The sequence below is a fragment of the Blautia sp. AF19-1 genome (assembly GCF_003479155.1).
Taxonomy (GTDB): Bacteria; Bacillota; Clostridia; order Lachnospirales; family Lachnospiraceae; genus Fusicatenibacter; species Fusicatenibacter saccharivorans.
In genome coordinates this window covers 55,773-80,944 of the sequence record NZ_QUGQ01000011.1, presented here as the reverse complement: position 1 = coordinate 80,944, position 25,172 = coordinate 55,773, and the positions used below count along the sequence as shown (strand labels likewise).

Here is a 25,172-nt window from a genome sequence, read left to right as displayed (position 1 = left end):
AAAGGCGGACAGATGATTCCATAAAAAAGATCGTCTGAAAGACGGGAAAAACCAAAAAAGAGGAGAAAAATCAAATGAAAAAAGAGATTGTAAGTGTCATGATGGCAGCCTGCCTGTTCGCATCTCTTGCAACGGGATGCGGCACGGCAAATGAGAGTGAAACATCTTCCAAATCAGGTTCGGAAGCAGCAAGTGTGACTTCAGCATCCGAGGAAGCAGCAGGCGCAGTTTCAAAGTCCGGGGAAACGACTACAGATGGAGAAAGAGCAGATCTCGTTCTTGGAGCTACTACCGGTTTCTTTGGTGCAGAAAGTCTGGACGTTGCGTATAACTGGGATGGCTGGATCATGTCCATCTATGGAATCAGCGAAAATCTGTACCGTCTGGATGAAAATATTGAGCCGCAGCCATGGATCGCAGAATCGGTAGAGACACCGGATGAAAATACTTGGGTTTTCACCATTCGTGATGGCGTAACGTTCTCAAACGGAAAAACGGTAGATGCAAAAGCAGTAAAAGCATGCTTTGAGCGTACCTATGAGAAAAATGAGAGAGCAGATTCGACCTTAAAAATCAAATCCATGGAAGCAGACGGCATGAAATTTACAATTGTAACGCCGGAACCAAATCCAACACTGTTAAATGATCTGTGTGATCCGCTTCTCGGTATTTATGATGCAACAGAAGAACCGGATGAGGAGCTTGGTGTTTCCTGCACAGGACCTTACGTTGCAACTTCGTTTACCGCTATGACGGATGTCAAAATGCGTGCCAACGAAAATTACTGGGGCGGCGCTCCGAAGGCAGACACCGTAGAGCTGAAAATTATCGACGATCAGGATGCGCTGGATATGGCACTTGCTAACGGAGAGATTGACCTGATCGCACAGGAAACAGCAAACGGAGCATCAAAGTTCACAGATACTTCGAAATATACAACCGATACCGTGACGACAACAAGAGCAAACTTTTTAAGCTTCAATCTGAAAACAGAAGGACTGGACGATCTGGCAGTACGTCAGGCAATCAATTACTGTATTGACCGTGAAGGCTATGCAGATGTTGTTTATCAGGGATTTGCAACTCCGTGCTATGGAATTTATCCGGACAACCTGGCATTTGGCGGTACAGACGGATTAAATCTGACCGTCGATTCCTACGATGCGGATAAAGCAAAAGAAATTCTTGCAGATGCAGGATACCAGGATACCGATGGAGATGGTATCCTCGACAAAGACGGCGTGAATCTTTCGTTCAAAGTGCTGACTTACAGCTACAATGACAACTGCATCCAGCTTGCTGATATGCTTCAGGCAGAACTGTCCCAGATTGGAATTGAGCTTTCCATTGAGACACAGGATGTGCTGGATGATCCTCTTGCATCGGGTGATTTCGATCTTGCTATTTTAAACTATGCCATGGCGCCGATTGGAACTCCGTCGTACTTTATCAATATGTTGTTTACGACGGGAGCCAGCAACAATTATGGTGGATATTCCAACGAAAAAGTAGACGCGCTGGCAGCGGAAATTGGTACCACATCGGATAACGACAAAGTGGTTTCTCTTACCAGAGAACTGGAGCAGCAGGTACTGGATGATATGCCATTTGCATTTGTGGCAGATCAGCAGCTGATCTTTGTATACTCCAACAAAGTAAAAGGAGTACAGATCAATCCGACGGAATATTATCTGGTAACCAATACTCTGTCTGTGGAAGAATAAATAAAGAAGCACAGGAAACAAAAGCCGGAACAACGGCGAAAGACGAAACGGATCGCAAAAGATGAAAAAAAACAGGATAGAAGAGAATAAGACAGACAAACATCTGGCAGAGAAAAATCAAATAGAGAAAAATCTGATTGTGGATCGTTTAACGGTAACATATGGAGAAAAGCTGGCAGTTGACGGTGTCAGCTTTTCTCTTTCTCCCGGGAAAATTTACGTTATTGTCGGCGAGAGTGGTTCTGGAAAATCGACTCTGCTTCGTACAATCGGAGGACTCCTGACAAAAGAGGGAAAAATTGTTTCCGGAGATATCTGGATGGGAGAACAGAATCTGATACAGCTTTCAGAGAAGGAATGGTGTGAAGTCCATGGAAACAAAATGGGTTATATTTTTCAGAACCCGGAACAGTCATTAAGCCCGCTTGCCAAAATCGGGAAACAGTTTGTGGAATGCCAAAATATGCATGCAAAAACAGCGGGGAAAAAAAGCAAAAAAGAGATTTTAGAGGATGCGGAAGAGCTTTTAAAAGAGCTTCGATTTGAAAACCCGCAGCGCGTTTTAAAATCATATCCATTTGAATTAAGCGGAGGAATGTGTCAGCGTGTTGCAATTGCGCTTGCGATTATGAATCAGCCGTCCCTTTTACTGGCAGATGAACCGACCAGTGCGCTGGATGTCGCCTCACAGGATATGACGATCGAGACGCTGCTCGCACTGCGGAAAAAGACAGATCTTTCGATTCTGCTGGTGACACATAATATGGAAGTTGCAAGAAGACTTGCCGATGAAATCGGCGTTATGTATCAGGGCCGGATCATAGAATCGGGTTTGCCGGAAGAAATATGAAACGACCCAAAAGAGGATTATACGAAAAAACTGATTGCGGCAATTCCGCAGCCGGTGAAACTTGTACTCGATGAGGGATAGAGAAAGGTACGGAAATGGTATGGAAGCACTGCTTCGGGTGGAACATTTAAAAAAACAGTTTCACAGAAATTCAGATGGAACTTATGTATTAAAAGACATCAGTTTTGAAATGATGCCGGGAGAGTGTCTGGGGCTGATTGGAAACAGCGGAAGCGGTAAAAGTACAATCGTAAAGATCCTGACAGGCATTACGACGGCAACGAAAGGATGCATTTACCTGGAAGGAAAACAGATTTCCGGAAAAAGGACGCAAAAAGAAATTGGAAAAAAAGTGCAGATGATTTTTCAGAATCCGAAATCTTCCCTGAATCCGAAGATGACGATTGGGCAGAATCTGGATGACGCATTGCTTTATTACAGAAAAATTCCGAAAACAGAAAGAAAAAGGCAGTGTGAAGAGATTTTGGAACGTGTGCACCTTCCGGTGAGCTATCTCGCCAAATATCCATCGCAGATCAGCGGAGGGGAATGCCAGAGAGTCTGTATTGCCAGAGCACTGCTGCGGCATCCGGCGCTGTTGATTTGCGATGAAGCAACAAGCGCGCTGGATGTTTCGGTGCAGAAGGAAATCGTGGATCTTCTGAAAGAGATTCAACAAGAAGAGCATATGGCCATGCTTTTTATTTCCCATGATCTGGCGCTGGTAGCAAATGTCTGCGACCGGATTCTGATGCTTTTTGATGGAGAAATAAAGAAAATAAAGTGTGTGCCGGATGAAGCGCAATAAGCTGCAGCAGGGCCGGAGTATTTCAGCAGGAGGGCATGAGAGTCGTTTAGATGAGTTTTCATCATCTGGACGGCTTTTTCTGTTTCACCGTTCTGGTAAGCAGCGAAAATTGCTTCATGTTCGGCATCAATGCTCGTCTGGATGGCGGTTTCCTGGCTGTACTGGTTGGAAAAAATGGAAATGCCGCTTTTGAGGCGTTTGGCAGACTCGGTGAGTCGGGAATTGTTGCAATAGCGGTAGAAGACCAGGTGAAAATCATCGGAGCAGTCGTTCCAGGTTTTTATGTCCCCGCATTTTGCGGCTTCGCGCCCTTTGGCAAAAATAGAGGTCACTTCGGCTTTCAGCTTTTCTCCGCATTTGATCTTCTGCGTTAAAATATCGTCTCGCAGAATCTGATAAGTTTGTTCAGATAAGGTTGATTTATTTCATCCCATAAAAACTCTTGTTTTTGCTAAAGTCTGATTAAGATAGAAATTTCATTGTGTGTTTATTCTAACATGGAGCAGGAATCCATTCAAGATGGAAACAGAAAGCGTATTTGAAAAACCGACCTTGACAATTACCGTATTTGACAACAAAAAGAAAACGATTTATATTTATAACAGCGTTATATAACACTGTTATAAGAAGGAAGGTTAACTTGACAAAACCAATCGAAGGCGTTTCAGAGCGAATTTTATCCTGTGCAAAGGAGGGGTTTCTGGAAAAAGGATATGCGGATGCATCGCTTCGCACAATTGCGGCAAAAGCAGAGACAACCACGGGTTCTATTTATTCCCGGTTCCGGGACAAGGAAGGACTGTTTGGCGCTCTGGTGGAACCGGCAGCAGGAGGCAGAACGCTGAAAATTTTAAACGAATCAGATTGCGAATATTTTTTGAATGGAAATAAGCAAACAAACAATTGATTCGCGAGTTTATTGATTGAAAACACGCAAAAAAGCAATCGCAAAAAAATACGATTGATTTTTTGCGTGTTTTGCGTATAATAAAAGCATGAAAAAGTGGAAAGGATGTGAACAGAATGCGAGAAACACGGACCATGGAATTTAAAGAAACGATTACCAATACATTTCTGAAAACAGTAAGTGCTTTTTCGAATTATGACGGTGGAGTTATTCTGTTTGGAGTCGATGACGAGGGAAACAGTAAAGGCTTATCGGATGTAAAACAGTCATGCCTGGATATAGAAAATAAAATTAATGACAGTATTTCTCCACAGCCAGATTATAAACTGGAAACACAAAATAATGATAAAATTATCAAACTTACCGTACAAAGCGGTGCGCAGAAGCCGTATTTATATAGGTCAAAAGCATATAAACGAAATGATACCGCGACGATAGAAGTAGATACACAGGAATTTTCCAGGCTTGTTCTGGAAGGAAAAAATATCCGATTTGAAGAACTGCCATGCAAAGACCAGAATCTGACCTTTCAGATTTTACAGCGAAAGCTGAAAGAACATATTCAGATCGAAACCTTTAGCCAGGACACGCTGAAAACCTTGAATCTATACGACAATGCCAATGGATACAATAATGCCGCTGGTCTTTTGGCAGATCAGAACCACTTTCCGGGAATCGACATGGTCAGATTCGGCGAAAACATCAGTATTATCCAGAAAAGAGTAACATTTGAAAACAGATCGATTTTAGAGGTGTATGAGAAAGCGATTGAAATTTTCAGAGATTACTATCAATATGAGGAAATTAAAGGTGCGGACAGAAAAAAAATAGAAAAAATACCAGAAGCTGCATTTCGAGAGGCGATCGCCAATGGTTTGATTCACAGGATCTGGGATGTGGAATCGCAAATCAGAGTTCTGATGTTTGAGAATCGAATCGAAGTAGTTTCTCCGGGAGGTCTGCCGGCAGGTATTACAAAAGATGAATATTTGTCCGGAAAACTTTCTGTTTTAAGAAATAGAAATCTGGCAAATGTTTTTTACCGGTTGGGATTTGTTGAGATCTTTGGAACGGGAATTATGAGAATCAGACAACTTTACGAAAAAAGCTTAAGAAAACCGGAGTTTGAAGTGTCAGAAAATGCGATTCAGATTGTACTTCCGGTCTGGGAAAGCAATCTGGATTTGACAGAAGATGAGAAAATGATATACGGGATATTAAGCAAAAACAGGTTGAAATCTATGGGGGAAATTGCACCATATGTTTCATTTGGAAGATCAAAAACGACAAAGCTTTTGAAAGAGATGGAGGAAAAAGGGATCATAACTGTGGAAGGTAAGGGACGCAACACGAAGTATAGTATAAAATAAAACTTGCGTATTTATAAAAAAAGTAGAAACACCGGCATTTTTCTTGGCAGAGAAACTTGCCGGTGTTATTATTTAACACTAGTAAATAGATAACGATATTAAATATTTGCGGAAGAAGAAGGGAAAAAGAGTGACAGAGAGTTTTGAAGAACTGTTTCGTGCATTGCATCAGTTTAAAAAGCTGAATGTGGTGTCCATGCTGCCGGACGAATTGACGAAGTCATTCAGACCAAGTCCTCGATTGAAGCTGCAGAAAATCCGGGAAAAGTGGAAGTCAAAAACGGTGTGGTTCGTTTCGAACATGTCAACTTCCGATATCCGGGTGCCGAGGAAGATGTGCTTCATGACATCGACTTTGTGGCAGAATCTGGAAAGACAACCGCGATCATCGGAAGTACCGGCTGTAGAAAATCTACACTGGTCAACCTGATTCCGCGTCTTTACGATGTAACGGGCGGATCCATCACACTGGATGGAAAAGATATCCGCAGGATCACAATGAAAGATCTGCGGGATGAAATCGGTTTTGTACCGCAGAAAGGTGTTCTGTTCTCCGGAACGATCGCATCCAACCTCCGTTTTGGAAAAGATGATGCGTCAGATGAAGAGATTGCAAAAGCAGCGGAAATTGCGCAGGCAACTGAGTTCATCGAAGCAAAAGATGACAAATACGAAACGCCGATCGCCCAGGGCGGAAGCAACGTCTCCGGCGGTCAGAAACAGCGTCTGGCGATTGCGCGTGCCATTCTGGCAGACAACAAGATTCTGATCCTTGTTATGAAAGACGGCGATATCATCGAGCAGGGAAATCACGAAGAGCTGCTCGCGGCAAATGGATTCTATGCAAATCTGTATAACTCGCAGTTTGAGGATGTTGTGGCATAGCAGATCCGTAAAAATTGAAAAATAGAAAGAGCCCGTTTGGAATATCCGATTGGCATATCCGGACGGGCTCTTTTGATGCGCGATAAACTAAAAAAGGAAAATGTGAAGAAATGGTGTAAAGTCGCTCAGAAAATGTGAATAAGATAGAAAAATTCCCTCTGATTTTGTGAAAAAAGTTGTTTTCCTTTGCGGTTAAGAATATAATAAAAGCATCAGAATAAGCAGAGGAGGTGCGCGAAAGAGATGCTTTATTTAAAACGAAAAATCGATTTTTTTCTGAGTGCATGGAAAAGCAATCCGGACCGGAAACCGTTGATTGTAAAAGGACCGCGGCAGGTGGGAAAAACCGAATCCATCCGGCGGTTTGGAGAGCAAAACTATAAAAGTGTGATTAGCATTAATTTTGTAGAAGAACCAAAGTATAAAATGATTACAACCGATGGATATAAAACGGAAGATATTATAAAAAATATTTCCAGGATTGACCCGTCGAAACGTTTTATAGAAGGCGAGACCCTGTTCTTTTTTGACGAGCTGCAGGAATTTCCGGAGATTGCAACTGCACTGAAATTCTTTAAAATCGATGGCAGATTCGACGTGATCTGCAGCGGCTCTATGCTTGGGATCAATTACCGGAAAATTGAAAGCAACAGTGTTGGCTATAAATCCGATTATGAAATGTTTTCTCTGGATTTTGAAGAATTTTTGTGGGCGAAAGGATATGATGACAGCACGGTAGAGGATATGCTGGAACATATGCGGACGCTGAAGCCGTTTAATGAAGTGGAGATGTCGGTGTACAGTGAACTCTTTTTAGACTACTGTATTCTGGGCGGAATGCCGGCTGTTGTGCGGGAATTTGTCGAAAAGGGAACATTTGAGGGCTCACTGGAAGTACAGAGACAGCTGATTGCAGACTATAAAGAGGACATTCGCAAATATGCGGAAGGAATGGATCAGACCAGAATTTTAAATGTATTCAACCATATTCCGGTGCAGCTTGCGAAGGATAACAAAAAATTCCAGATTTCAAAAGTGGCATCAGGAGCGAGATTCCGTGATTACCGCGGGTGCATCGAATGGCTGCATGATGCGGGAATGGTCAATGTATGCTATTGTATGAATTTTCCGGAATTACCATTGCAGGGAAATTATGATGAAACGAAATACAAGCTTTACTTCGCAGACAGTGGTTTGCTGGTAGCCATGCTTGATGAAGAAGCCCAGGTGGATTTAAGAAGCAATAAAAATCTTGGTGTATACAAAGGTGCGCTTTATGAGAATGTTGTCGGAGAAGCACTGGTAAAATCAGGTTACCGGCTGTATTATTATAAACGGGACGATTCTTCACTGGAGCAGGATTTTTTTGTCCGGACAGCAAATGCGCTGATTCCGGTCGAGGTTAAAGCACAGAATGGAATGGCAAAATCCATACGAACTTTAATCAGCGGGAAAAAGTATGCGGACATCCACTGCGGAATTAAATTTACAGGCAGTAACATGGGATACGGAGAGCAGATTTATACGTTTCCGTATTTTTGTGCTTTTTTGCTGAAAAGATATCTGGCAGGGGTGGATGAGAAAGCGTTCTTAGAAGGGGCTTATAGCAAGGATTCTCACATCTCTGCAGGTGATGAGATGAATTAAGTGAATGGAAATACAAAATGAAGCGAGGAAAAAACTATGGCAGACAAACACACAACAGAAAAACTCCTGGAGGGCGACCGCCTTTCGGGAAAAGTAACCTTATTTGCAAAAGTGACGATTTTACCAGGGGATGAGCTTTCCTATCATGAGCATCACGGTGAGACAGAAGTATATCACATTTTATCAGGAGAGGGCCTGTACCAGGACAACGACAAGACGTATCCGGTGGAGGCAGGAATGACGACCTTCTGTGAGGACGGAAACGGCCATGCGATTTCCTGCAAAGGAGACGATCCGCTGATATTTCTGGCGATGATTCAGAAAAAAGAAGCATGATAAAAAATTCTGTCAGAGGAAAGGAAACTGTCGAAAGAGATTTTGAAAGAGAAGCTTTTTCGGCAGTTTTTTTTGTTTCCATGCATACGAAGGGAACAGATGAGTGGCAGGTTTGCTTGTAGGAAAAAACAGTACATGGTATGATGGAGTTACTATTTCGAGGGGGTGGCTGTATGAGCAGAAAGAAAAAGATGAAAATGGAGTACCGCTTTTATGAAGTGCCGGAAAAATGTCCGGTGCTGGCGCTTCTGGGCGAAAAATGGGTACAGAACTACGGTTATCAGATTGATTACCTGCATTTTCATAATATGATGGAGATCGGCGTCTGCTATTACGGTGAGGGGACAATTGTCCTGGAAGATAAAGAAATTCCGTACGACGGGGGGGCATTTACGGTAGTACCAAAGAACTTTCCACATACGACAAACTCAAAGGAAAACAGTCTGTGCTCCTGGGCATGGCTGTTTATTGATGTGGAAGGCTTTATCACAAAACTGTATAAGGATAATTCGCGTATGGCACAGAAGCTGATTTCCCGCATCAACCAGAGGGCTCATTACTCGAAAAATGAGGACAGACCTGAGGTGGCGGAGCTGATCAAACTGATTATTAAATGCATGGATGAAAAAGAGGAATTTTATCTGGAAGAAGTAAAGGGGCTGACGCGGGCGCTTCTGATGCAGATTGCGAGATGGAATGAAAAAGATGAGACGCAGGAAAAGAATGCCATTCTGGATGATGCCAGCATTGCCCTGATTCTTCCTGCGCTCAATTATATCGGGGAAAATTTCCACGAGAGCATCCGGATTGAAGAACTTGCGGATGTGTGCCACATCAGTGAGACACATCTGCGCCGTATTTTTCAGGAATCCATGCGGATGCCGCCGGTGGAATATATCAACTGGGTTCGGATCCGGGCAGCGTGCAAAGAGCTGAGAAAGACAAATGCCTCCGTAAGTGACATTGCACTGCACTGCGGATTCACAACAATATCCACTTTTAATCGTAATTTTCGAAAGATTCTCGGCGTTTCGCCCCAGCAATGGCGGAGGGCACCGGAACATTACGAGCAGAATTTGTTGAAATTTGACATAAAAACACAGGAAGGATGGTGAAACAAAGTGAAAATATCTATAAATAGTTGAAAATGCATAGGATAGAGTCGAATATGCGCACAACCGACGAAAGAATGTTGTTATAATTTGTACATGTTGAGGGGATAAAAACCTAAAAAATGTACAAAACAACCAAAAGACTTTTAAGCGATATATGTGAAAAAGTCAGGTTGTAAAATAACATCTTAAGGAGGATGTGCAATATGAGAAGAAAAATTGTATCAATCGTAATGGCATCAGCAATGGTACTTGGACTGGCTGCATGCGGATCCAGCGGAGGAACTACAACAAGCTCCAGCAACGGCGGAAACGATGCATCAGCAGCAGATGACACCACTGCAAAATCAGAGAGCAGCGACGTAGTAGAAGGTGGTTCAGATGATGACAACACCTTAACCGTATGGACCTGGGACCCGAACTTCAACGTTTATGCGATCCAGAAAGCAGCTGAGATTTACGCGCAGGATCACGAAGGCTTTAAGGTAGAAGTCAGCGAAGTACAGTCCGATGACATTGAAACCCGCCTGACCACAGCAGTTTCTGCAGGAGACTTAAGTACTCTGCCGGATATCTTCCTGATGCAGGACAACTCCTTCCAGAAATATGCAACCAACTACCCGGACATTTTCACAGATCTGACCGATTCCGGTATCGACTTTGGCGAATTCTCATCCGCAAAAGTTGCTTACTCTACACTGGATGGAAAGAACTACGGAATTCCGTTTGACAATGGCGCTGTGATCGAGTGCCTGCGTACCGATATGCTGGAAGAGGCAGGCTTTACCGTAGATGATTTCACAGACATTACCTGGAATGACTTTATGGAAAAAGCAAAAGTTGTCAAAGAGAAAACAGGCCAGCCAATCCTGACATCTCAGGCCGGATCTCCAGACCTTGTTATGGAAATGCTGCAGTCCTGCGGCGAGTCTCTGTTTAATGAGGATGGATCCGTAAATATCGTAGACAACAAAGCATTAAAACCAATCCTTGAGATCTACAGCCAGATGGTAAAAGATGGTACTCTGGTAGAAGTTACCGACTGGGATCAGTACATTGCATCGATCAACAACGGAACCACAGCAGGCGTTATCAACGGATGCTGGATTATGGCTTCCATCACAGCAAACGAAGATCAGTCCGGTAAATGGGCGCTCACCAATATGCCAAAACTGGACGGCATCGACGGAGCAACCAACTACTCCAACAACGGTGGTTCTTCCTGGGCAATTTCTTCCAACTGCAAGAAAACCGATCTTGCCATTGACTTTATGAAATCTACCTTCGCAGGCAGCACAGCTCTTTACGATGACATCATCGCAAAAGGCGCTCTGGCAACCTGGGCACCGGCAGGAGATTCCGAAGCATATGCACAGCCAGTTGCATTCTTCAGTGATGACCCGGTTTATGCAAAAATCGTTGATTTCGCAACCAAGACTCCATCCAACATCACTGGAGCATTCTACTACGATGCACGCGATGCTGTCGGAACCGCACTTTCCAATATCATCCAGACAGGAGCAGATATGGACAGCGAACTCCAGACTGCACAGGAAACCGTAGAGTTCAACATGGGTAACTGAGATTTCTCATATTGTAAAAAAGTAGGACGATAAGAAACGGGTCTGCTTCTAGACAGACAGAAGCAGGCCCGTTCTGTATCTGCACCGGGGTGGGCTTGAAAAATGATTTCTGCAGGAGAACATGCAATGTTGTCTGCAAAAAGATTTTTTCAAGCGTACCTCGCAGCGAAAAAAGAAAGGAAGATTCCATGAGCAGCCAGAAGAAAAAAGGAATGAACTTGGAAAGAAAACAGAATCTTACCGGATGGGTTTTTCTGCTTCCGGCAACGATTCTGATCGCATGGATGAGCTTTTATCCGATGATTCAGGCATTTATCCTGTCTTTGCAGACCGGTATGGGCATTAACCTGAAATTCAACGGATTTGCAAACTATGCGCGTATTTTAAAAGACCCGACTTTTAAACAGACTTTAAGTAACACTTTCCTCTACCTGATTATTCAGGTGCCGATCATGCTGATCCTTGGTCTGATGTTTGCATCGATGCTGAACAACAAAGATCTGCGTTTCAAGGGACTGTTCCGTACCTGCATTTTCCTGCCGTGCGCAACATCGCTGGTATCTTACGCAATGATTTTCCGTTCCCTGTTTGCAAACGATGGATTTATCAACACCGTTCTGCGCGGACTTGGCATGCATCCGATCATGTGGTTCTCCAATGCCTGGACAGCCCGTGCCGTTATCATCATCGCATTGGTCTGGAGATGGACGGGATACAATATGGTATTCTATCTCTCCGGTATGCAGAACATTGAATATTCGATCTACGAAGCAGCAAAAATTGACGGCGCAAGCCCGCTGCAGACCTTCTTCAAGATCACCGTTCCGCTGTTAAAGCCGATGATCCTGCTGACCACGATTACCTCTACCAATGGTACGCTGCAGCTGTTCGATGAGTCCCTGAACCTGACAAACGGAGGTCCTGGAAAATCAACCATGACCATGTCTCATTACATTTACAACATGTCCTTTGTACAGAGTCCAAACTTCGGCTATGCGGCAGCAATGTCGATCCTGATCCTGATTATGGTTGCCATTCTGGCACTGCTTCAGATGAAAGTAGGTGACGAGCGATAATGGGAAAAACAAAGAAATTCTTCATGTATCTGGTTTTAACGGTAGCATCCATCCTTTCTGTATTTCCGCTGTACTATATGTTCTGCGCGTCTACGAACAGAAGTATTGATGTTATTGCCGGAAAACTGATTCCGGGTACGTATCTGATGGAAAACTTCAAGTCACTGATTGCGCAGCAGAACCTGCGTCTTGCACTGTGGAACTCGTTCCGGAATGCAACGGTACTGACGGTCCTTTGTCTTCTGGTCTGCTCAATCGCAGGTTATGGATTTGAAATTTATCATGACAAAGCGAAAGATGCGGTATTTACCGTGCTTCTGACTGCGATGATGATCCCGTTCGCAGCAATCATGATCCCGATGTTCCGTATGTTTTCACAGTTAAAAATGGTCAACACGATGGCAGCATTTATGCTTCCTTCGATTTCCACTCCGTTTATGATTATGATGTTCCGTCAGGCTTCCCGTTCTTTCCCGCACGATATCATCGAAGCGGCAAGACTGGATGGTTTAAGCGAGACAGGAATTTTCTTCCGCATGTATATGCCGACCATGAAATCGACCTATGCGGCAGCAACGATCATCACCTTCATGAATGCATGGAACAACTATCTGTGGCCAAAGGTTATTTTACAGAACAATGATTCCATTACCATGCCGATGCTGGTAGCGAACCTGCTCGGCGGCTACACTGTAGATTATGGCGTGCTGATGCTCGGCGTATTCATCTGTACGATCCCGACAGCAATCATTTTCTTCTGCTTCCAGAAGAGCTTCACAGAAGGTATCACAGGTGCTGTAAAATAAGAAAAAGAATCGAACAGAAAAGGTGGATATTTGGATGAATATCCACCTTTTTTCAAAAGATCAAAGAAAATAAAATTCCAGAAGGAGGAAAATAAAAATGGGTGTATTTCAGTATGAAAAAGTGAAGGACCCGACGTATTATGGAGAGAACCGGGTACCGGCGCATTCCGATCACAGGTATTATGGATCGGTGGAAGAAATGGAGCAGCATGTGGAAAACTTCCGTCACAGTCTGAACGGACTGTGGAAATTCCACTACGCAAAGAACTACGAGAGCACGATTCCGGGATTTGAGACACCGGAGTATGACTGCACAAAATGGGATGATATCCGCGTGCCGGCGCATATCCAGATGGAGGGATACGACGCACCGCAGTATGCCAATGTGCAGTATCCGTGGGAAGGAAGAGAAGAAATCCAGCCGGGCGAGATTCCGGAGCGGTTCAATCCGACGGCTTCCTATGTGAAATATTTTGAAGTGCCGGATCAGATGAAAGGAAAACGGCTTTTTGTTTCCTTCCAGGGAGCAGAGAGCGGTATTGCCGTATGGCTGAACGGAACGTTCCTTGGCTACAGCGAGGATACGTTTACTCCGTCCGAGTTTGAACTGACCCCGTATCTGAAAGAGGGCGAAAATAAACTGGCTGCGCAGGTTTTCAAATGGACGAGCGGAAGCTGGTGCGAGGATCAGGATTTCTTCCGTTTCTCCGGTATTTACCGTGATGTGTATCTGTACACGATTCCGGAGGTTCACGTTTCGGATCTGAAAGTACAGACGCTGCTGGATGATACGTTTACGAAGGCAGATCTGGTCATTGATACGAAAACGATCGGAAAAGGAAAAGTGAAAATTACCCTGTCAAAAGACGGAACGGCACTGCAGAGCACCGAAGGTGTGCTGGATGGGGAAACACAGTTTGTTCTGAAAGTCGATCACCCGGAACTGTGGTCCGCAGAGACACCGGTGCTGTATGATCTTCTGCTGGAAGTCACCGCAGAGGATGGAACGGTGCAGGAACTGATTCCGCAGAGAGTCGGATTCCGCCGCTTTGAGATGAAAGACCACATCATGATGCTGAATGGAAAACGCATTGTCTTTAAAGGCGTCAACCGCCACGAGTTCAGCTCCGTATCCGGCCGTGTTGTTTCGAGAGAAGAGCTGATCAAAGACCTGACAACGATGAAACAGAACAACATCAATGCAATCCGTACCTGCCATTACCCGGATGCGGTCGGCATTTATGATCTGTGCGATGAATACGGTATTTACATGATTGCAGAGTGCAACATGGAGTCCCATGGAACGAGAGATACGGATGCGGTACGAAACGGAGATTTCTCCGGTGTTGTACCATGCGACCGCCCGGAGTGGATGGACTGCATGCTCGACCGTGTGAATTCGATGTATCAGAGAGACAAAAACCATCCGGCGATTCTGATCTGGTCCTGCGGAAATGAATCGTTTGGCGGAAAGGTTATTTTTGAAATGTCTCAGTTATACCGGAAGATGGATCCGACCCGCCTTGTCCATTATGAGGGAGTGAACGATGACCGCAGATACAACGACACCAGCGATATGGAAAGCCGGATGTACACCACGGTCAACGAGATCCGGGAATTTTTAGCGAAAGACCGCAGAAAACCGTACGTCTGCTGTGAGTATGCCCATGCCATGGGAAATTCCTGCGGCGCGATGAAGAAATATATGGATCTGACCGAGGAAGAGCCAATGTTCCAGGGCGGCTTTATCTGGGACTATATCGATCAGTCGATTTATAAAAAAGACCGCTACGGAAAAGAGTTCCAGGCGTATGGCGGTGATTTTGACGACCATCCGTGTGATTATAACTTCAGTGGAAATGGTATCGTATACGGCGGCGAGCGCGACGCGTCTCCGAAGATGCAGGAAGTAAAATTCTGCTATCAGAATATTTCCATTGACGTGCAGAAAGACAAGGCGGTTGTAAAAAATAAAAACCTGTTTGTGAATACCGATACATTTGCATGCGTAGTACTTCTCGAAAAAGAAGGAAAGAAACTGAAAGAAGTGCCGATGGAAGTTTCGGTGGAGCCGCTTTCGGAAAAAATGGTGGAGCTGCCGATCGCGGTACAGACACTTCCGGGAGAGTATGCGGTGACCGTTTCCTTCCGCCTGAAAGAAGATACCGTATGGGGCAAGCGCGGCCATGAAGTTGCATTTGGACAGGGCGTTTATGAAGTGGAAGCACCGGCGAAAGCAGAAAAACCGGCGAAATTTGAAGTGATCCGTTCCAACCATGATTTTGGTGTGCGCGGCGAGAATTTCGATGTGATGTTCTCCGATCTGAACGGCGGACTCGTATCGTACCGTTACGGCGGCGTTGAGATGATCAAAATGATTCCGAAACCGAACTTCTGGCGTGCGCCGATCGACAATGACTGCGGAAGCCTGATGCCGATGCGTTACAGCCAGTGGAAGATTGCTTCGATGTATCTGTCCCACAAATATCCGAACGGCAGCCATTATCCGGGACTGTATGCACCGGAAATCGAAGTACACGAGGACTGCGCAGAAGTCAGCTACCGCTATGTAATGCCGACCACACCGGCGAGTGAGTGCCGTCTGACCTACCGTGTCTTCGGCGATGGAAGCATTCAGACGACGCTGACGTATGATCCGGTGAAAGAGCTCGGCGATATGCCGGAATTCGGCGTGATGTTCAAGCTGGATGCCGATTACGACCACGTTACCTGGTATGGCATGGGACCGGAGGAGACGTATGTGGACCGCTGCGCCGGAGCAAAGCTTGGCGTTTATAAGAATAAAGTCGAAGACAATATGGCGAAATATCTCGTTCCGCAGGAGTGCGGCAACAAGGTTGGTGTACGCTGGGCAACCGTGACGAACCGCAAGGGCCGTGGTATGATGTTCAGCGGCGACAAGATGGAATTTTCCGCACTGCCGTACACACCGCACGAGCTGGAAAATGCGATGCATCCGTATGAACTGCCGCAGGTACATTACACCGTTGTGCGCGTGGCAAAACAGCAGATGGGTGTCGGAGGAGACGACAGCTGGGGTGCACAGACCCATCCGGAATACCTGATTCCGGTTGACCAGAAACTGGAATTTACCTTTACATTCCGAGGCATTTGAGAATAAAAGGAGATTTTCATGAGACAGAATATAAATTTTGGAAAACTTCTGCATGGCGGAGATTACAATCCGGAACAATGGCTGGAATATCCGGAAATTCTGGAACAGGATCTTGCGTATTTCAAAAAAGCGAAAATAAATGAAGTTTCCCTCGGCATCTTTTCCTGGGCATTCCTGGAGCCGGAAGAAGGCGTGTTTGATCTGGAATGGCTCAAAAAAATGGTAGACCGCCTGTATGAAAATGGAATTTCTGTCATGATGGCTACACCGACAGCGGCAAGACCGCGCTGGATGGCACAGAAATATCCGGAAGTACTCCGCATGGATGCGATGCGGCAGAGAAATCTGTACGGAGAGCGTCATAACCATTGCTATACCTCGCCGGTGTACCGGGAAAAAACGAGAAAGATCAATACAAAACTGGCAGAAGCGTTCAGGGATCATCCAGGTGTCATTGCATGGCATATTTCGAATGAACTAGGCGGAGAGTGCCATTGTCCGCTCTGCCAGGAGGCATTTCGGAACTGGGTAAAACAAAAATATGGCAGTTTACAGGCCTTAAACCATGCATGGAACACGGCGTTCTGGAGTCATACATACCAGAGTTTTGATCAGGTGGAGAGTCCGTCGCCAAAAGGAGACGCATCGCTGCACGGACTGAATCTGGACTGGAAACGATTTGTAACAGATCAGACAGCCGATTTTGTGAAATGGGAGATCAGCGCGCTGCGGGATGCCGGTGCCAAACAGCCTACGACCATCAATATGATGTATGATTTCAAGGGACTGGATTATCACAAGTTTGCCGACATTGTTGATTTTGTTTCCTGGGACAATTATCCGACCTGGCACAAAGAAGCGGAAGCAGTTACGGCAGCAGATACGGCGATGCAGCATGATATCATGCGCAGTATCCAGAAAAAGCCGTTTTATCTGATGGAGAGCTGTCCGTCCGCAACAAACTGGCAGCCGGTCAGCAAACTGAAAAAGCCGGGCATGCTGCATGCCGCATCCATGCAGGCCGTGGCGCACGGATCAGACAGCGTCCTGTATTTCCAGATGCGCCAGAGCCGTGGAGCTTCCGAAAAGTTTCATGGAGCGGTGATAGACCATTATGGAGGAGATGACACCCGTGTATTCCGGGAAGTGACAAAGGTAGGAGAAACCCTGGCGCAGATGCAGGAACTTTCCGGTGCCATCTGCAGTCCGAAAGTGGCTGTGATTTATGACACCGAAAACCGGTGGGCACTGGAAGATGCGGCAGGGCCACGGAATCAGGGCCTGTTTTACAAAGAAACCGTGGAAAAATCATACCGCGCCTTCCGCAGACTCGGCCTGGATGTTGATGTCATCGATGAAACGCAGGGCCTTTCGGACTATCAGATCGTGGCAGCGCCTGTGGTTTATCTGCAGCGGGAAGGATGGGTGGAAAAAGTACGGCAGTTTGTGGCCGGAGGCGGCACTTTCCTGGCAACGTACTGGTCCGGAATTGTAGATGAGACGGATCTTTGTTTCCTTGGCGGAACGCCGCACGGACTGCTGGATGTAATGGGACTTCGGAGCATGGAGATTGACGGCCTGTACGATGGGGAATGGAACGAAGGAGTTCCGGTCCCGCAAAACCGTCTGCATCTGACCCGGACGTACCGGTGCAGCAATCTCTGTGAACTGGTGAAACCATCGACAGCAGAAGTGCTGATGACTTATGGAAAAGATTTTTATGCAGGAATGCCTGCACTGACAGAAAACCAGTATGGTGCAGGAAAAGCATATCAGATCTGTGCCGGTTTTGAACAGGGTCTGTACGATGAGCTCTGCGGAAAACTGGCAGAAGAAGCAGGTGTCACATCGGTGGTGAAAGAGATTCCGGATGGCGTGGAGGTTACAACGCGCGAAAAGAATGGAATCCGGTATGTGTTCGTACAGAACTTTAATCGGAATGCCGTGGAAATCAAACTTCCGGTCGAACAGTATCCGGTGTGGAACGGACAGTATGATGGAACAATCGGAAGCTGGGAAACAGTGGTGCTGAAAGAAAACAGTCCGAATTTCCGGGAAAAATAGAAAATAAAAATGTCTCAAAACAAAAGACTGGTTTTGAGACATTTTTTTTGCAAAAAACAAATGAATATCAGGCGGTTTCGGATTCTTCGGCGGAGAGTTTTTTCTTATAAGTTTCTCCCCAGCTCCACATGGCATCCATGATTGGCTGTAGGCTGTAGCCCAGGTCGGTGAGGGTATATTCTACCCGCGGTGGAACTTCTGCATAAACTTTACGGCTGACGAGCCCGCTCTGTTCCATCTGACGGAGCTGGCTCGTCAGAACTTTCTGGGAAACGTGACCGATGGATTTTTTTAATTCGCCAAAACGTTTGGTGCCTGGCATCAGATCACGGAGAATCAGGACTTTCCATTTATCACTGATTAAGGTTAAGGTAGTCTCTACCGGGCAGGCTGGGAGATCGGCTAAAGATATTGCGTTTTTTTCAGAAACTGACATAAAAAACCTCCATTTCATAAAGATTTTCTTGTAAAAGTAAGCACGGAAAACCTTGTATTTACACAATAGTTTCCTTTTGGTAACTACAGCATAATATTGTGCTTACTTTACGTTAAGACGCTTTGGGCTTATTATAAAGCCATCGAAAGAAAAAAGCAATCCTTTCGAGAAAAAAGGTCTGGAGCGCATTCGAAAAAGGCCGAAACCAAATCATAAGAAACAAGCTCAAAAACAAAATCAAAAAACGAAAATGGAGGACATCATCATGAGTAAAGTAGTAGAATTCTTAAAAGAAAACCCGGTACAGTATTTAGCAGCTGTAGGGCGCGATGGAAAAGCAAAATGCCGTCCGTTTATGTTTATTGGCGAAATGGAAGGAAAACTGTGGTTTTGTACCAACAACACAAAAGATGTTTATAAAGATATGCTGGCAAATCCGGAAATTGAAATTTCCACTTCCAGCCCATCCTATGCATGGATCCGTCTGAACGGAAAAGCTGTATTTGAAAACAACATGGCTGCAAAAGAAATGTGCATGGGAAATCCGATTGTAAAAGGCCAGTACCAAACCGCTGACAACCCGATTTTCGAGGTGTTCTATCTGAACAATGCACACGGTGTAATCGCAGACTTTTCCGGAAACCCGCCGTACGAGTTTTAATCTGTCGCTATGAATTTGAAGTAAAAAGAGAAAGGAATCTGCCGCTATGGAGAGAAATGATTATCTGAAGATGTTAGTAGAGGAGATGCACTCAACCACGATGGCGACGATCGGTGCAGACGGTCATCCACAGACCCGTGTGATCGATATGATGCTGTGGGACAAGAAAGGAGTGTATTTTCTGACGGCAAAAGGAAAAGCCTTTTATGCACAGCTCATGGAGCAGGGCTATGTGGCAATTTCTGCGACGAAAGATAAAAAAGCAGTCTCTCTCCGCGGCAGAATCCAGAACATCCACAGTGAAAAGCTGGATGAAATTTTCGGAAAAAATCCATACATGCAGAAAATTTATCCCGGCGATACACGCGCGGCACTTGAGGTGTTCCGCGTGTACGAGGCCGAGGGAGAATACTTCGACATCACCCGCATCCCGGCCGTCATCGACCAGCACCAGTGCCTGCACTGCGGCCGATGCGCGGAGACGTGTCCGAGAGGAACGATTCGCAAAAGAGGGCAGTAGTCCCCTTATTTTAGCTACAGATTTTATGGGAATAGTGATAAGATAAAGTCTATAGAAACGATGGAAATGAGGGAATAACATGAACCAGAGTGAACGAAGAAATTTTCTGATCCAGTCATTGCTGGAAGAGAGCCGGGAGTACCGCGGAATGCAGATTCCGTCTGACAGCACCGGGCAGAGACAGCTTCTGCGGGGGCTGATGAATGTGCGCATGGTGAAAAAGAGCAGTGCAGAATTTCTGAACATTCAGGATGCGTATCTGCAGGAGGAGACGGCAAAAAAGGGCGTGACGAATGTCGACGACCTTACGCCGGTGCAGCAGGGGCTGTATCTCTGGCAGGGCGATATCACCGCGCTCCGGTGCGATGCGATTGTGAATGCGGCGAACAGCGGGATGACCGGCTGTTACGTGCCGAATCACCGGTGCATTGACAACTGCATCCATACGTTTGCGGGTGTGCAGCTTCGGCTGTACTGCGAGGAGATGATGGAAGCGCAGGGCCATGCGGAGCCGACGGGGCAGGCGAAAATCACGCCGGCGTATAATCTGCCGTGCCGCTATGTGCTCCACACGGTTGGACCGATTGTGGGCGGCCATCTGACGGAAACACACTGCCGGCAGCTGGCGGACTGCTATCGGTCGTGCCTGTCACTTGCGGCGGAGAACGGACTGAAAAGCGTGGCGTTCTGCTGCATTTCCACTGGAGAATTTCATTTTCCGAACGAGAAAGCAGCGGAGATTGCCGTTGCGACGGTGAAAGAGTTTCTGGCGCAGAAAGAGACGAGCGTGGAGAAGGTCATTTTCAACGTGTTCAAGGACCGCGACCGGGAGATTTATGAGGAGCTGCTGGGAGAAAAGTAATCGCTGAAGAATGGGGAACAAAAGCAGAAAGAAAAGAAGAGGTGAATTTGTGATGTTTGAAAGTTGGAAAGAAAGAGAATTTGAAAAAAAGATGGAGCGTTTTCGCACCGCACTGCAGGAAAAAAACACGATTTTAATAGGAGCCGGGGCTGGGCTTTCGACATCGGCCGGATTTACCTACAGCGGTGAGCGGTTCCGGAAATATTTTGCAGATTTTGAACAGAAATACGGTTTCCACGATATGTATTCTGGCGGCTTCTACCCTTACGATACGCTGGAAGAATACTGGGCGTACTGGAGCAGATACATTTACATCAACCGTTATCAGGACGCGCCAAAACCGGTTTACCAGAAACTGCTCAGCCTGATGAAAAATAAGAGCTATTTTGTCATCACCACAAATGTAGACCACTGCTTCCAGAAAGCCGGATTTGATAAAAACCGTTTGTTTTACACGCAGGGAGATTACGGCCTGTTTCAGTGCTCTGAGCCGTGCTGCAAGGAAAAGTATGACAATGAAGAAATCATTCGAAAGATGCTGCTTGCCCAGGGGTATCAGATCCTGGAAGACGGAAGCCTTGTTCCGCCGGAGAACGGAAACCTGAGCATGCGGATCCCATCCGAACTGGTGCCGTACTGCCCACACTGCGGAAAACCGATGAGCATGAATCTGCGCGCGGATGACACGTTTGTGGAAGATAAAGGCTGGCATGAGGCATCCAGCCGACGCATCGATTTCCTGCTTCGTCACAACAGAGGCCATATCCTGTATCTGGAACTCGGCGTGGGATACAACACGCCGGGAATCATCAAATATCCATTTTTCAGCATGACAGCAGAAGATAAAGATAATCTTTATGTCTGCATCAACACCAGCGATATGCGTGTCCCGGATCTGATCCGTGACAGAGCGGTGTGCATTAAAGGGGATATTGGGGAAGTGCTGGATCGGATCTGAGACGGAAAAACATATAATATTCGAGAAAATTAATCACGTCACTTACGTGACGAGATGATGACATGATTGACGAGATAAATTCAACAGAGTTGCATACCTGCCTGCTGGAAATCACATTGCTGCCGCTGGCACATTACTGGCATTTCTGGTACGGCCCGCTGGATGCAGCCATCTACGGATCCTTTATCCTGGGAGCAAAAATCCTGTGGCACATCGTCGATTTCGGACAGAGTATGCGGACCGCAGCCGAAGTAAATGAATAGCTCCACAGACGATGCATGGAGACGGTGGAGGAAAGAAGAGAAAAAATGAGAAAACGGCACTGATCTGTAAAAAGATCGGCGCCGTTTTTTGCATAGGATAGGAAGGACTACTGTGCCTTCTGTGCAATCTCTTCATCGGAAATCAGATTGCTGTGATATTCGATTTTTCCCGACAGGACATCATCGTAAAAATTCTGTTTCCAGTCGATATAATCGATGGCTTTCTGCAGTTTTTCCATCGATGCGAGCAGCGCTTCTTTTTTTACCGCGAGAATTTCTTTACGCCCCGGAATGGAGGATGGACCTTCGAGGCAGTAGGCGAGATATTCTTTCATTTCCGCCAGCGTCATGCCGCAGCGCTTCAGGCAGCCGAGGCTCTGGATCCATTTGATGTCGCGGTCGTCGAAAACGCGGTAATTGTGGCTGTCACGTTTTACGTTCGGGACGAGGCCTTCTTTGCAGTAAAATTTCAGGGTTTCATACGACATGCCTGTCTGGATGCAGGCTTCTTTCATGGAATACATCATGCATACCTCCCAACAAAGTTCATAACAGAATTGAATCGGTAGTAACTACCGGGTAAGATAACCATAGTATAGAATTCGAACTTTGTCAAGCGATCAGCTCTTCAAATTTTTCCTTTTTCGGAAAGGCCCGCCGAGAGGAAATGTTTGTCGATCTTGACTTCATCAAAAAGAATATCCTTCAGCGAATTCAAAGAAGAATACCCCGATCCGAAATCGTCCATGGAAATGCGGATATTCCGATCGTGGAAGAAGCGGATCGCCTGCTTGTGATAGGCGGAAATCTTTTCCCGCACCACGGCCGGATCCTGCCAGGTGATATCGATAATGCCGACAAAGATATCGGAGTGATAGCGGTTCACAAAGAGTGTCTGCGGAAAGAGTTCCAGCTTTTTCAGGATGAAATTCAGAATGTTCGTACCCGTCTCATAACCCCAGTAATCGTTGAGCAGATGAAAATTGTCGAAATCCGTCATCAGAAAGGCGTACTGTTTTTCTTCGCTTCTGTTATTGAGAAGCGTAAAAATTTTTTCTTTAGAATCGAAATCCTGGCCCCGGGAACAAACCCAAGCGACTCCAGATAATGACGCTGCTTTTCCTGGCCGCAGATTTTATTGATGGCGTAAAACTGATTGAAAACGGTTAAATTTAAAGGCATGCAGGACCTCCTTTATTGCGAGAGTGCATCAAGTTAGAATTGTCTAACGGATAGTATAGCATAACATATTTGGAACAAAATGGAAAACTTTTTCTTTGAGAAATTTTTTCAAAAAAGCTTTTATGGGGACGGACGTATTTTAACGTTTTTTATTTTGGGGGAATCATGTATAATGGAAATGAAACATCAGTGACAAACTATGACATGGGAAAAGGAAGAGAAAACAATGAAACATAGAATAAAAATCCTGCTGCTTGCAGTTCTGATCGCAGCGCTCTGCAACTGTATGCTGATGATCGGGATGACCAAAACGAAAGAGAAGAATACCATTCCAAAAGATGCAAGCCTGATCTGCGAAGAAACCGTATCGCCGAACAAGGACTATATTACGGATGAAAAAGACCTGGTAAATTATACCGTGCGCGTTTATCAGGAAAAAAACAACGACATCATCGTCTATGCGGAATCCAATTCGCCGCTGTTCGATGAAGCACAATACATCGTAATATGCGACCACGCCATCACCGCCGACGATGTCCATATCAAATGGACCACCCTCATGGGCAGCACCGAAGCGAGCGAGAAAGATGAGATCGGACTGGCACACGTTTCGTTCTCAAAAGACGGGGAAGTGTTCAGCGAAAAGACGATCAGCTTTGTGGCGAAAGCGGTGAATGCGGTTACGGATGTGATTGGGTAAAGAAAATAAGATAATAAAAAAGAAACGAGCAACTCCCTCGGCTCACGATGAGCTTACCGGACAAAAAACCCGTTTCTTTTTTTATGCTAAAATGACTTTCCTGTTTTGTCAAGAACCGCATAGCATTTTACATCGCCAAAATCGTGGCCACCAGTTTCTTGCACTGCACGAGCAGTGAGGACGGAATCGCATACTCATCAAGTGAATGTGCGCCTGCGCCCTGGATACCGAGGCTGCAGAGGGCGGGGATTCCGATGCGGGTGACGAAGGAGGTGTCGGAGCAGCCGCTCTGCTGGATGCCCTGCGGGATTGGTTCGCCGAGGAGTTTACAGCTTTCCTGATAGAGGGAGAGGAGGCGGTCGGCACCGTCGACCATTTCCATGGCGGGGTAGTAGCCGTTCTGTTCCATGGTGCAGCTTGTGCCAGGAACGGTGACGTGTTCGCAGAGATTTTTTAAGAAAGCGATGGCTTCTTCATACTGCGCATTTGCCGCGTATCGGATACCGATGGAAAACTCACAGGAATCCGGGATGACATTGGCTCCGGTTCCGCCTGAAATACGGCCGCAGTTGAAGGAAAGATAGCCGAACACCGAGCGGCTCTCAATCTCTGTAATCATGCGCGCCGCCTGCAGAATCGCACTCGCGCCTTTCTGCGGCTCCTTTCCTGCATGAGCCGCTTTGCCCTTTACTTTCACGCGAATGATCGCGCCGCCGTTTCTTCCCGTAGTCACTTCGCCGCTGGTGTAGCCCGATTCCAGATTAAAAGCCGCCTCACAGCCGCTGGCATACTGCTCGACAAGCTTTCCGGCCTCGCCGTGGGAAAATGCATGGGCGACTTCCTCATCACCGGTGAGCACCAGTTTGATCTGTCTGTCCTCATACCCGACCGCATTCAGTGCGCGGAGCACAAACAGCGCGATCACATCGCCGCCCTTCATGTCATAAACGCCTGGACCGTACACGCGGTCATCCTTCACAAGAAACGGTTCCGGGCCGAACTTTCCAACCGCATGAACTGTATCCATATGCCCAAGCAGAAGAATCGGCTTCTTTTCCTGCGGCCGGGTCCACGCGGCAAACGTCGGGCCAGCCTTCTCAAAGTGATGAATCTGACGCTCCATGCCGAGCGCATCACAGTACGTATCGAGATGCGCCGCAATCCGCTCATTCGCCTCGCGATCAGCCGAAGGTGTTTCAATGGAGACAAGATTTTTCAGCAGCTCCATCATACTGTGTTCGTTTTTCTCGAGATAGGCAAATGCCTGTTCCGTTCTTTTATCCATA

The 25,172-nt window shown here is 46.1% G+C and carries 24 protein-coding genes and 3 pseudogenes; 21 read left to right on the top strand and 6 right to left on the bottom strand.

All coding sequences use genetic code 11. The features are described 5' to 3' along the window. The first annotated feature begins 74 nt into the window (after positions 1 to 74). The 3 genes from DWX26_RS09160 to DWX26_RS17200 all read left to right on the top strand — a co-directional run bounded on the left by DWX26_RS09160 (position 75) and on the right by DWX26_RS17200 (position 3,382). On the top strand, positions 75 to 1,724 hold the full coding sequence (locus DWX26_RS09160; RefSeq protein ID WP_118601296.1) for an ABC transporter substrate-binding protein: 1,650 nt from the start codon (positions 75 to 77) through the stop codon (positions 1,722 to 1,724). Between the two features lie 61 nt (positions 1,725 to 1,785). After that, positions 1,786 to 2,574: an ABC transporter ATP-binding protein gene (locus DWX26_RS09155; RefSeq protein WP_118601295.1), complete on the top strand. Its 789-nt coding sequence runs from the start codon at positions 1,786 to 1,788 to the stop codon at positions 2,572 to 2,574. Between the two features lie 70 nt (positions 2,575 to 2,644). Further along, the gene (locus tag DWX26_RS17200) at positions 2,645 to 3,382 is read left to right on the top strand and encodes an ABC transporter ATP-binding protein (protein ID WP_118601294.1); all 738 of its coding nucleotides are present in this window, start codon (positions 2,645 to 2,647) and stop codon (positions 3,380 to 3,382) included. Between the two features lie 104 nt (positions 3,383 to 3,486). On the opposite strand, the pseudogene DWX26_RS17885 reads toward DWX26_RS17200, so the two are convergent. Beyond that, positions 3,487 to 3,714 (bottom strand): annotated as a pseudogene (locus DWX26_RS17885) (FCD domain-containing protein); the annotation flags it as partial. 308 nt (positions 3,715 to 4,022) lie between these two features. Between DWX26_RS17885 and DWX26_RS09140 the strand changes: the two are divergent. The 12 genes and pseudogenes from DWX26_RS09140 (at position 4,023) to DWX26_RS09090 (ending at position 18,304) form a co-directional block, all read left to right on the top strand. After that, a complete protein-coding gene (locus DWX26_RS09140; RefSeq protein ID WP_118601292.1) occupies positions 4,023 to 4,289 on the top strand; it encodes a TetR/AcrR family transcriptional regulator in 267 nt (88 codons plus the stop codon). A gap of 116 nt (positions 4,290 to 4,405) precedes the next feature. Beyond that, a pseudogene (locus DWX26_RS17190) lies at positions 4,406 to 4,714 on the top strand (AlbA family DNA-binding domain-containing protein); the annotation flags it as partial. A 174-nt stretch (positions 4,715 to 4,888) separates the two neighbouring features. Continuing rightward, positions 4,889 to 5,659 (top strand): ATP-binding protein, encoded by a 771-nt coding sequence (locus DWX26_RS17185; protein ID WP_243030604.1) that lies wholly within the window; start codon positions 4,889 to 4,891, stop codon positions 5,657 to 5,659. Positions 5,660 to 5,857: 198 nt separating this feature from the next. Then, positions 5,858 to 6,544: pseudogene (locus tag DWX26_RS09130) on the top strand (ABC transporter ATP-binding protein); the annotation flags it as partial. 243 nt (positions 6,545 to 6,787) lie between these two features. Next, the gene (locus DWX26_RS09125) at positions 6,788 to 8,191 is read left to right on the top strand and encodes an ATP-binding protein (protein ID WP_118601290.1); all 1,404 of its coding nucleotides are present in this window, start codon (positions 6,788 to 6,790) and stop codon (positions 8,189 to 8,191) included. Positions 8,192 to 8,227: 36 nt separating this feature from the next. Further along, positions 8,228 to 8,527 carry a cupin domain-containing protein gene (locus DWX26_RS09120; protein WP_118601289.1) on the top strand — a complete coding sequence of 100 codons (300 nt, stop codon included), beginning with the start codon at positions 8,228 to 8,230 and terminating at the stop codon, positions 8,525 to 8,527. 173 nt (positions 8,528 to 8,700) lie between these two features. After that, the gene (locus DWX26_RS09115; RefSeq protein ID WP_243030598.1) at positions 8,701 to 9,642 is read left to right on the top strand and encodes an AraC family transcriptional regulator; all 942 of its coding nucleotides are present in this window, start codon (positions 8,701 to 8,703) and stop codon (positions 9,640 to 9,642) included. Between the two features lie 203 nt (positions 9,643 to 9,845). Continuing rightward, positions 9,846 to 11,222 (top strand): ABC transporter substrate-binding protein, encoded by a 1,377-nt coding sequence (locus tag DWX26_RS09110; RefSeq protein ID WP_118601288.1) that lies wholly within the window; start codon positions 9,846 to 9,848, stop codon positions 11,220 to 11,222. Positions 11,223 to 11,410: 188 nt separating this feature from the next. Next, positions 11,411 to 12,298, top strand: coding sequence for a carbohydrate ABC transporter permease (locus DWX26_RS09105; RefSeq protein WP_118601287.1), 888 nt, complete (start codon positions 11,411 to 11,413; stop codon positions 12,296 to 12,298). Continuing rightward, on the top strand, positions 12,298 to 13,104 hold the full coding sequence (locus DWX26_RS09100) for a carbohydrate ABC transporter permease (protein ID WP_243030596.1): 807 nt from the start codon (positions 12,298 to 12,300) through the stop codon (positions 13,102 to 13,104). The genes DWX26_RS09105 and DWX26_RS09100 overlap by 1 nt, the downstream gene beginning before the upstream one ends. A 97-nt stretch (positions 13,105 to 13,201) precedes the next feature. Further along, the gene (locus DWX26_RS09095) at positions 13,202 to 16,240 is read left to right on the top strand and encodes a glycoside hydrolase family 2 TIM barrel-domain containing protein (protein ID WP_118601286.1); all 3,039 of its coding nucleotides are present in this window, start codon (positions 13,202 to 13,204) and stop codon (positions 16,238 to 16,240) included. An 18-nt stretch (positions 16,241 to 16,258) separates the two neighbouring features. Further along, positions 16,259 to 18,304, top strand: coding sequence for a beta-galactosidase (locus DWX26_RS09090; RefSeq protein ID WP_118595793.1), 2,046 nt, complete (start codon positions 16,259 to 16,261; stop codon positions 18,302 to 18,304). Positions 18,305 to 18,371: 67 nt separating this feature from the next. On the opposite strand, the gene DWX26_RS09085 is transcribed toward DWX26_RS09090, so the two are convergent. Beyond that, positions 18,372 to 18,740, bottom strand: coding sequence for a winged helix-turn-helix transcriptional regulator (locus tag DWX26_RS09085; protein ID WP_118601285.1), 369 nt, complete (start codon positions 18,738 to 18,740; stop codon positions 18,372 to 18,374). A 265-nt stretch (positions 18,741 to 19,005) separates the two neighbouring features. Between DWX26_RS09085 and DWX26_RS09080 the strand changes: the two genes are divergently transcribed. The 5 genes from DWX26_RS09080 to DWX26_RS09060 all read left to right on the top strand — a co-directional run bounded on the left by DWX26_RS09080 (position 19,006) and on the right by DWX26_RS09060 (position 22,004). Then, entirely contained in the window at positions 19,006 to 19,401 is a 396-nt protein-coding gene (locus DWX26_RS09080; protein WP_118601284.1) for a pyridoxamine 5'-phosphate oxidase family protein, read from the top strand. Between the two features lie 46 nt (positions 19,402 to 19,447). Next, entirely contained in the window at positions 19,448 to 19,921 is a 474-nt protein-coding gene (locus tag DWX26_RS09075) for a pyridoxamine 5'-phosphate oxidase family protein (RefSeq protein ID WP_118601283.1), read from the top strand. Between the two features lie 79 nt (positions 19,922 to 20,000). Further along, positions 20,001 to 20,783, top strand: coding sequence for a protein-ADP-ribose hydrolase (locus DWX26_RS09070; protein ID WP_118601282.1), 783 nt, complete (start codon positions 20,001 to 20,003; stop codon positions 20,781 to 20,783). A 52-nt stretch (positions 20,784 to 20,835) separates the two neighbouring features. Next, positions 20,836 to 21,741, top strand: a complete 906-nt coding sequence (locus tag DWX26_RS09065; protein WP_226906349.1) for an SIR2 family NAD-dependent protein deacylase — start codon at positions 20,836 to 20,838, stop codon at positions 21,739 to 21,741. 62 nt (positions 21,742 to 21,803) lie between these two features. Then, positions 21,804 to 22,004, top strand: a complete 201-nt coding sequence (locus tag DWX26_RS09060; protein WP_117801885.1) for a hypothetical protein — start codon at positions 21,804 to 21,806, stop codon at positions 22,002 to 22,004. 107 nt (positions 22,005 to 22,111) lie between these two features. Here DWX26_RS09060 and DWX26_RS09055 read toward each other — a convergent pair whose 3' ends face one another. From DWX26_RS09055 to DWX26_RS09045, 3 genes are all read right to left on the bottom strand, one after another. Then, positions 22,112 to 22,531, bottom strand: coding sequence for a MerR family transcriptional regulator (locus DWX26_RS09055; protein ID WP_330422998.1), 420 nt, complete (start codon positions 22,529 to 22,531; stop codon positions 22,112 to 22,114). Positions 22,532 to 22,632: 101 nt separating this feature from the next. Beyond that, on the bottom strand, positions 22,633 to 23,004 hold the full coding sequence (locus DWX26_RS17880) for an EAL domain-containing protein (RefSeq protein ID WP_118601280.1): 372 nt from the start codon (positions 23,002 to 23,004) through the stop codon (positions 22,633 to 22,635). Further along, complete coding sequence (locus tag DWX26_RS09045) at positions 23,004 to 23,186, bottom strand: FeoA family protein (protein ID WP_117801888.1); 183 nt, start codon at positions 23,184 to 23,186, stop codon at positions 23,004 to 23,006. The genes DWX26_RS17880 and DWX26_RS09045 overlap by 1 nt, the downstream gene beginning before the upstream one ends. Before the next feature lie 226 nt (positions 23,187 to 23,412). Between DWX26_RS09045 and DWX26_RS09040 the strand changes: the two genes are divergently transcribed. Then, positions 23,413 to 23,886: a hypothetical protein gene (locus DWX26_RS09040; RefSeq protein ID WP_118601279.1), complete on the top strand. Its 474-nt coding sequence runs from the start codon at positions 23,413 to 23,415 to the stop codon at positions 23,884 to 23,886. A 127-nt stretch (positions 23,887 to 24,013) separates the two neighbouring features. Here the strand turns inward: DWX26_RS09040 and DWX26_RS09035 are convergent, their stop codons facing one another. Then, a complete protein-coding gene (locus DWX26_RS09035) occupies positions 24,014 to 25,171 on the bottom strand; it encodes a M20/M25/M40 family metallo-hydrolase (protein ID WP_158580597.1) in 1,158 nt (385 codons plus the stop codon). Between the last annotated feature and the right edge of the window lies 1 nt (position 25,172).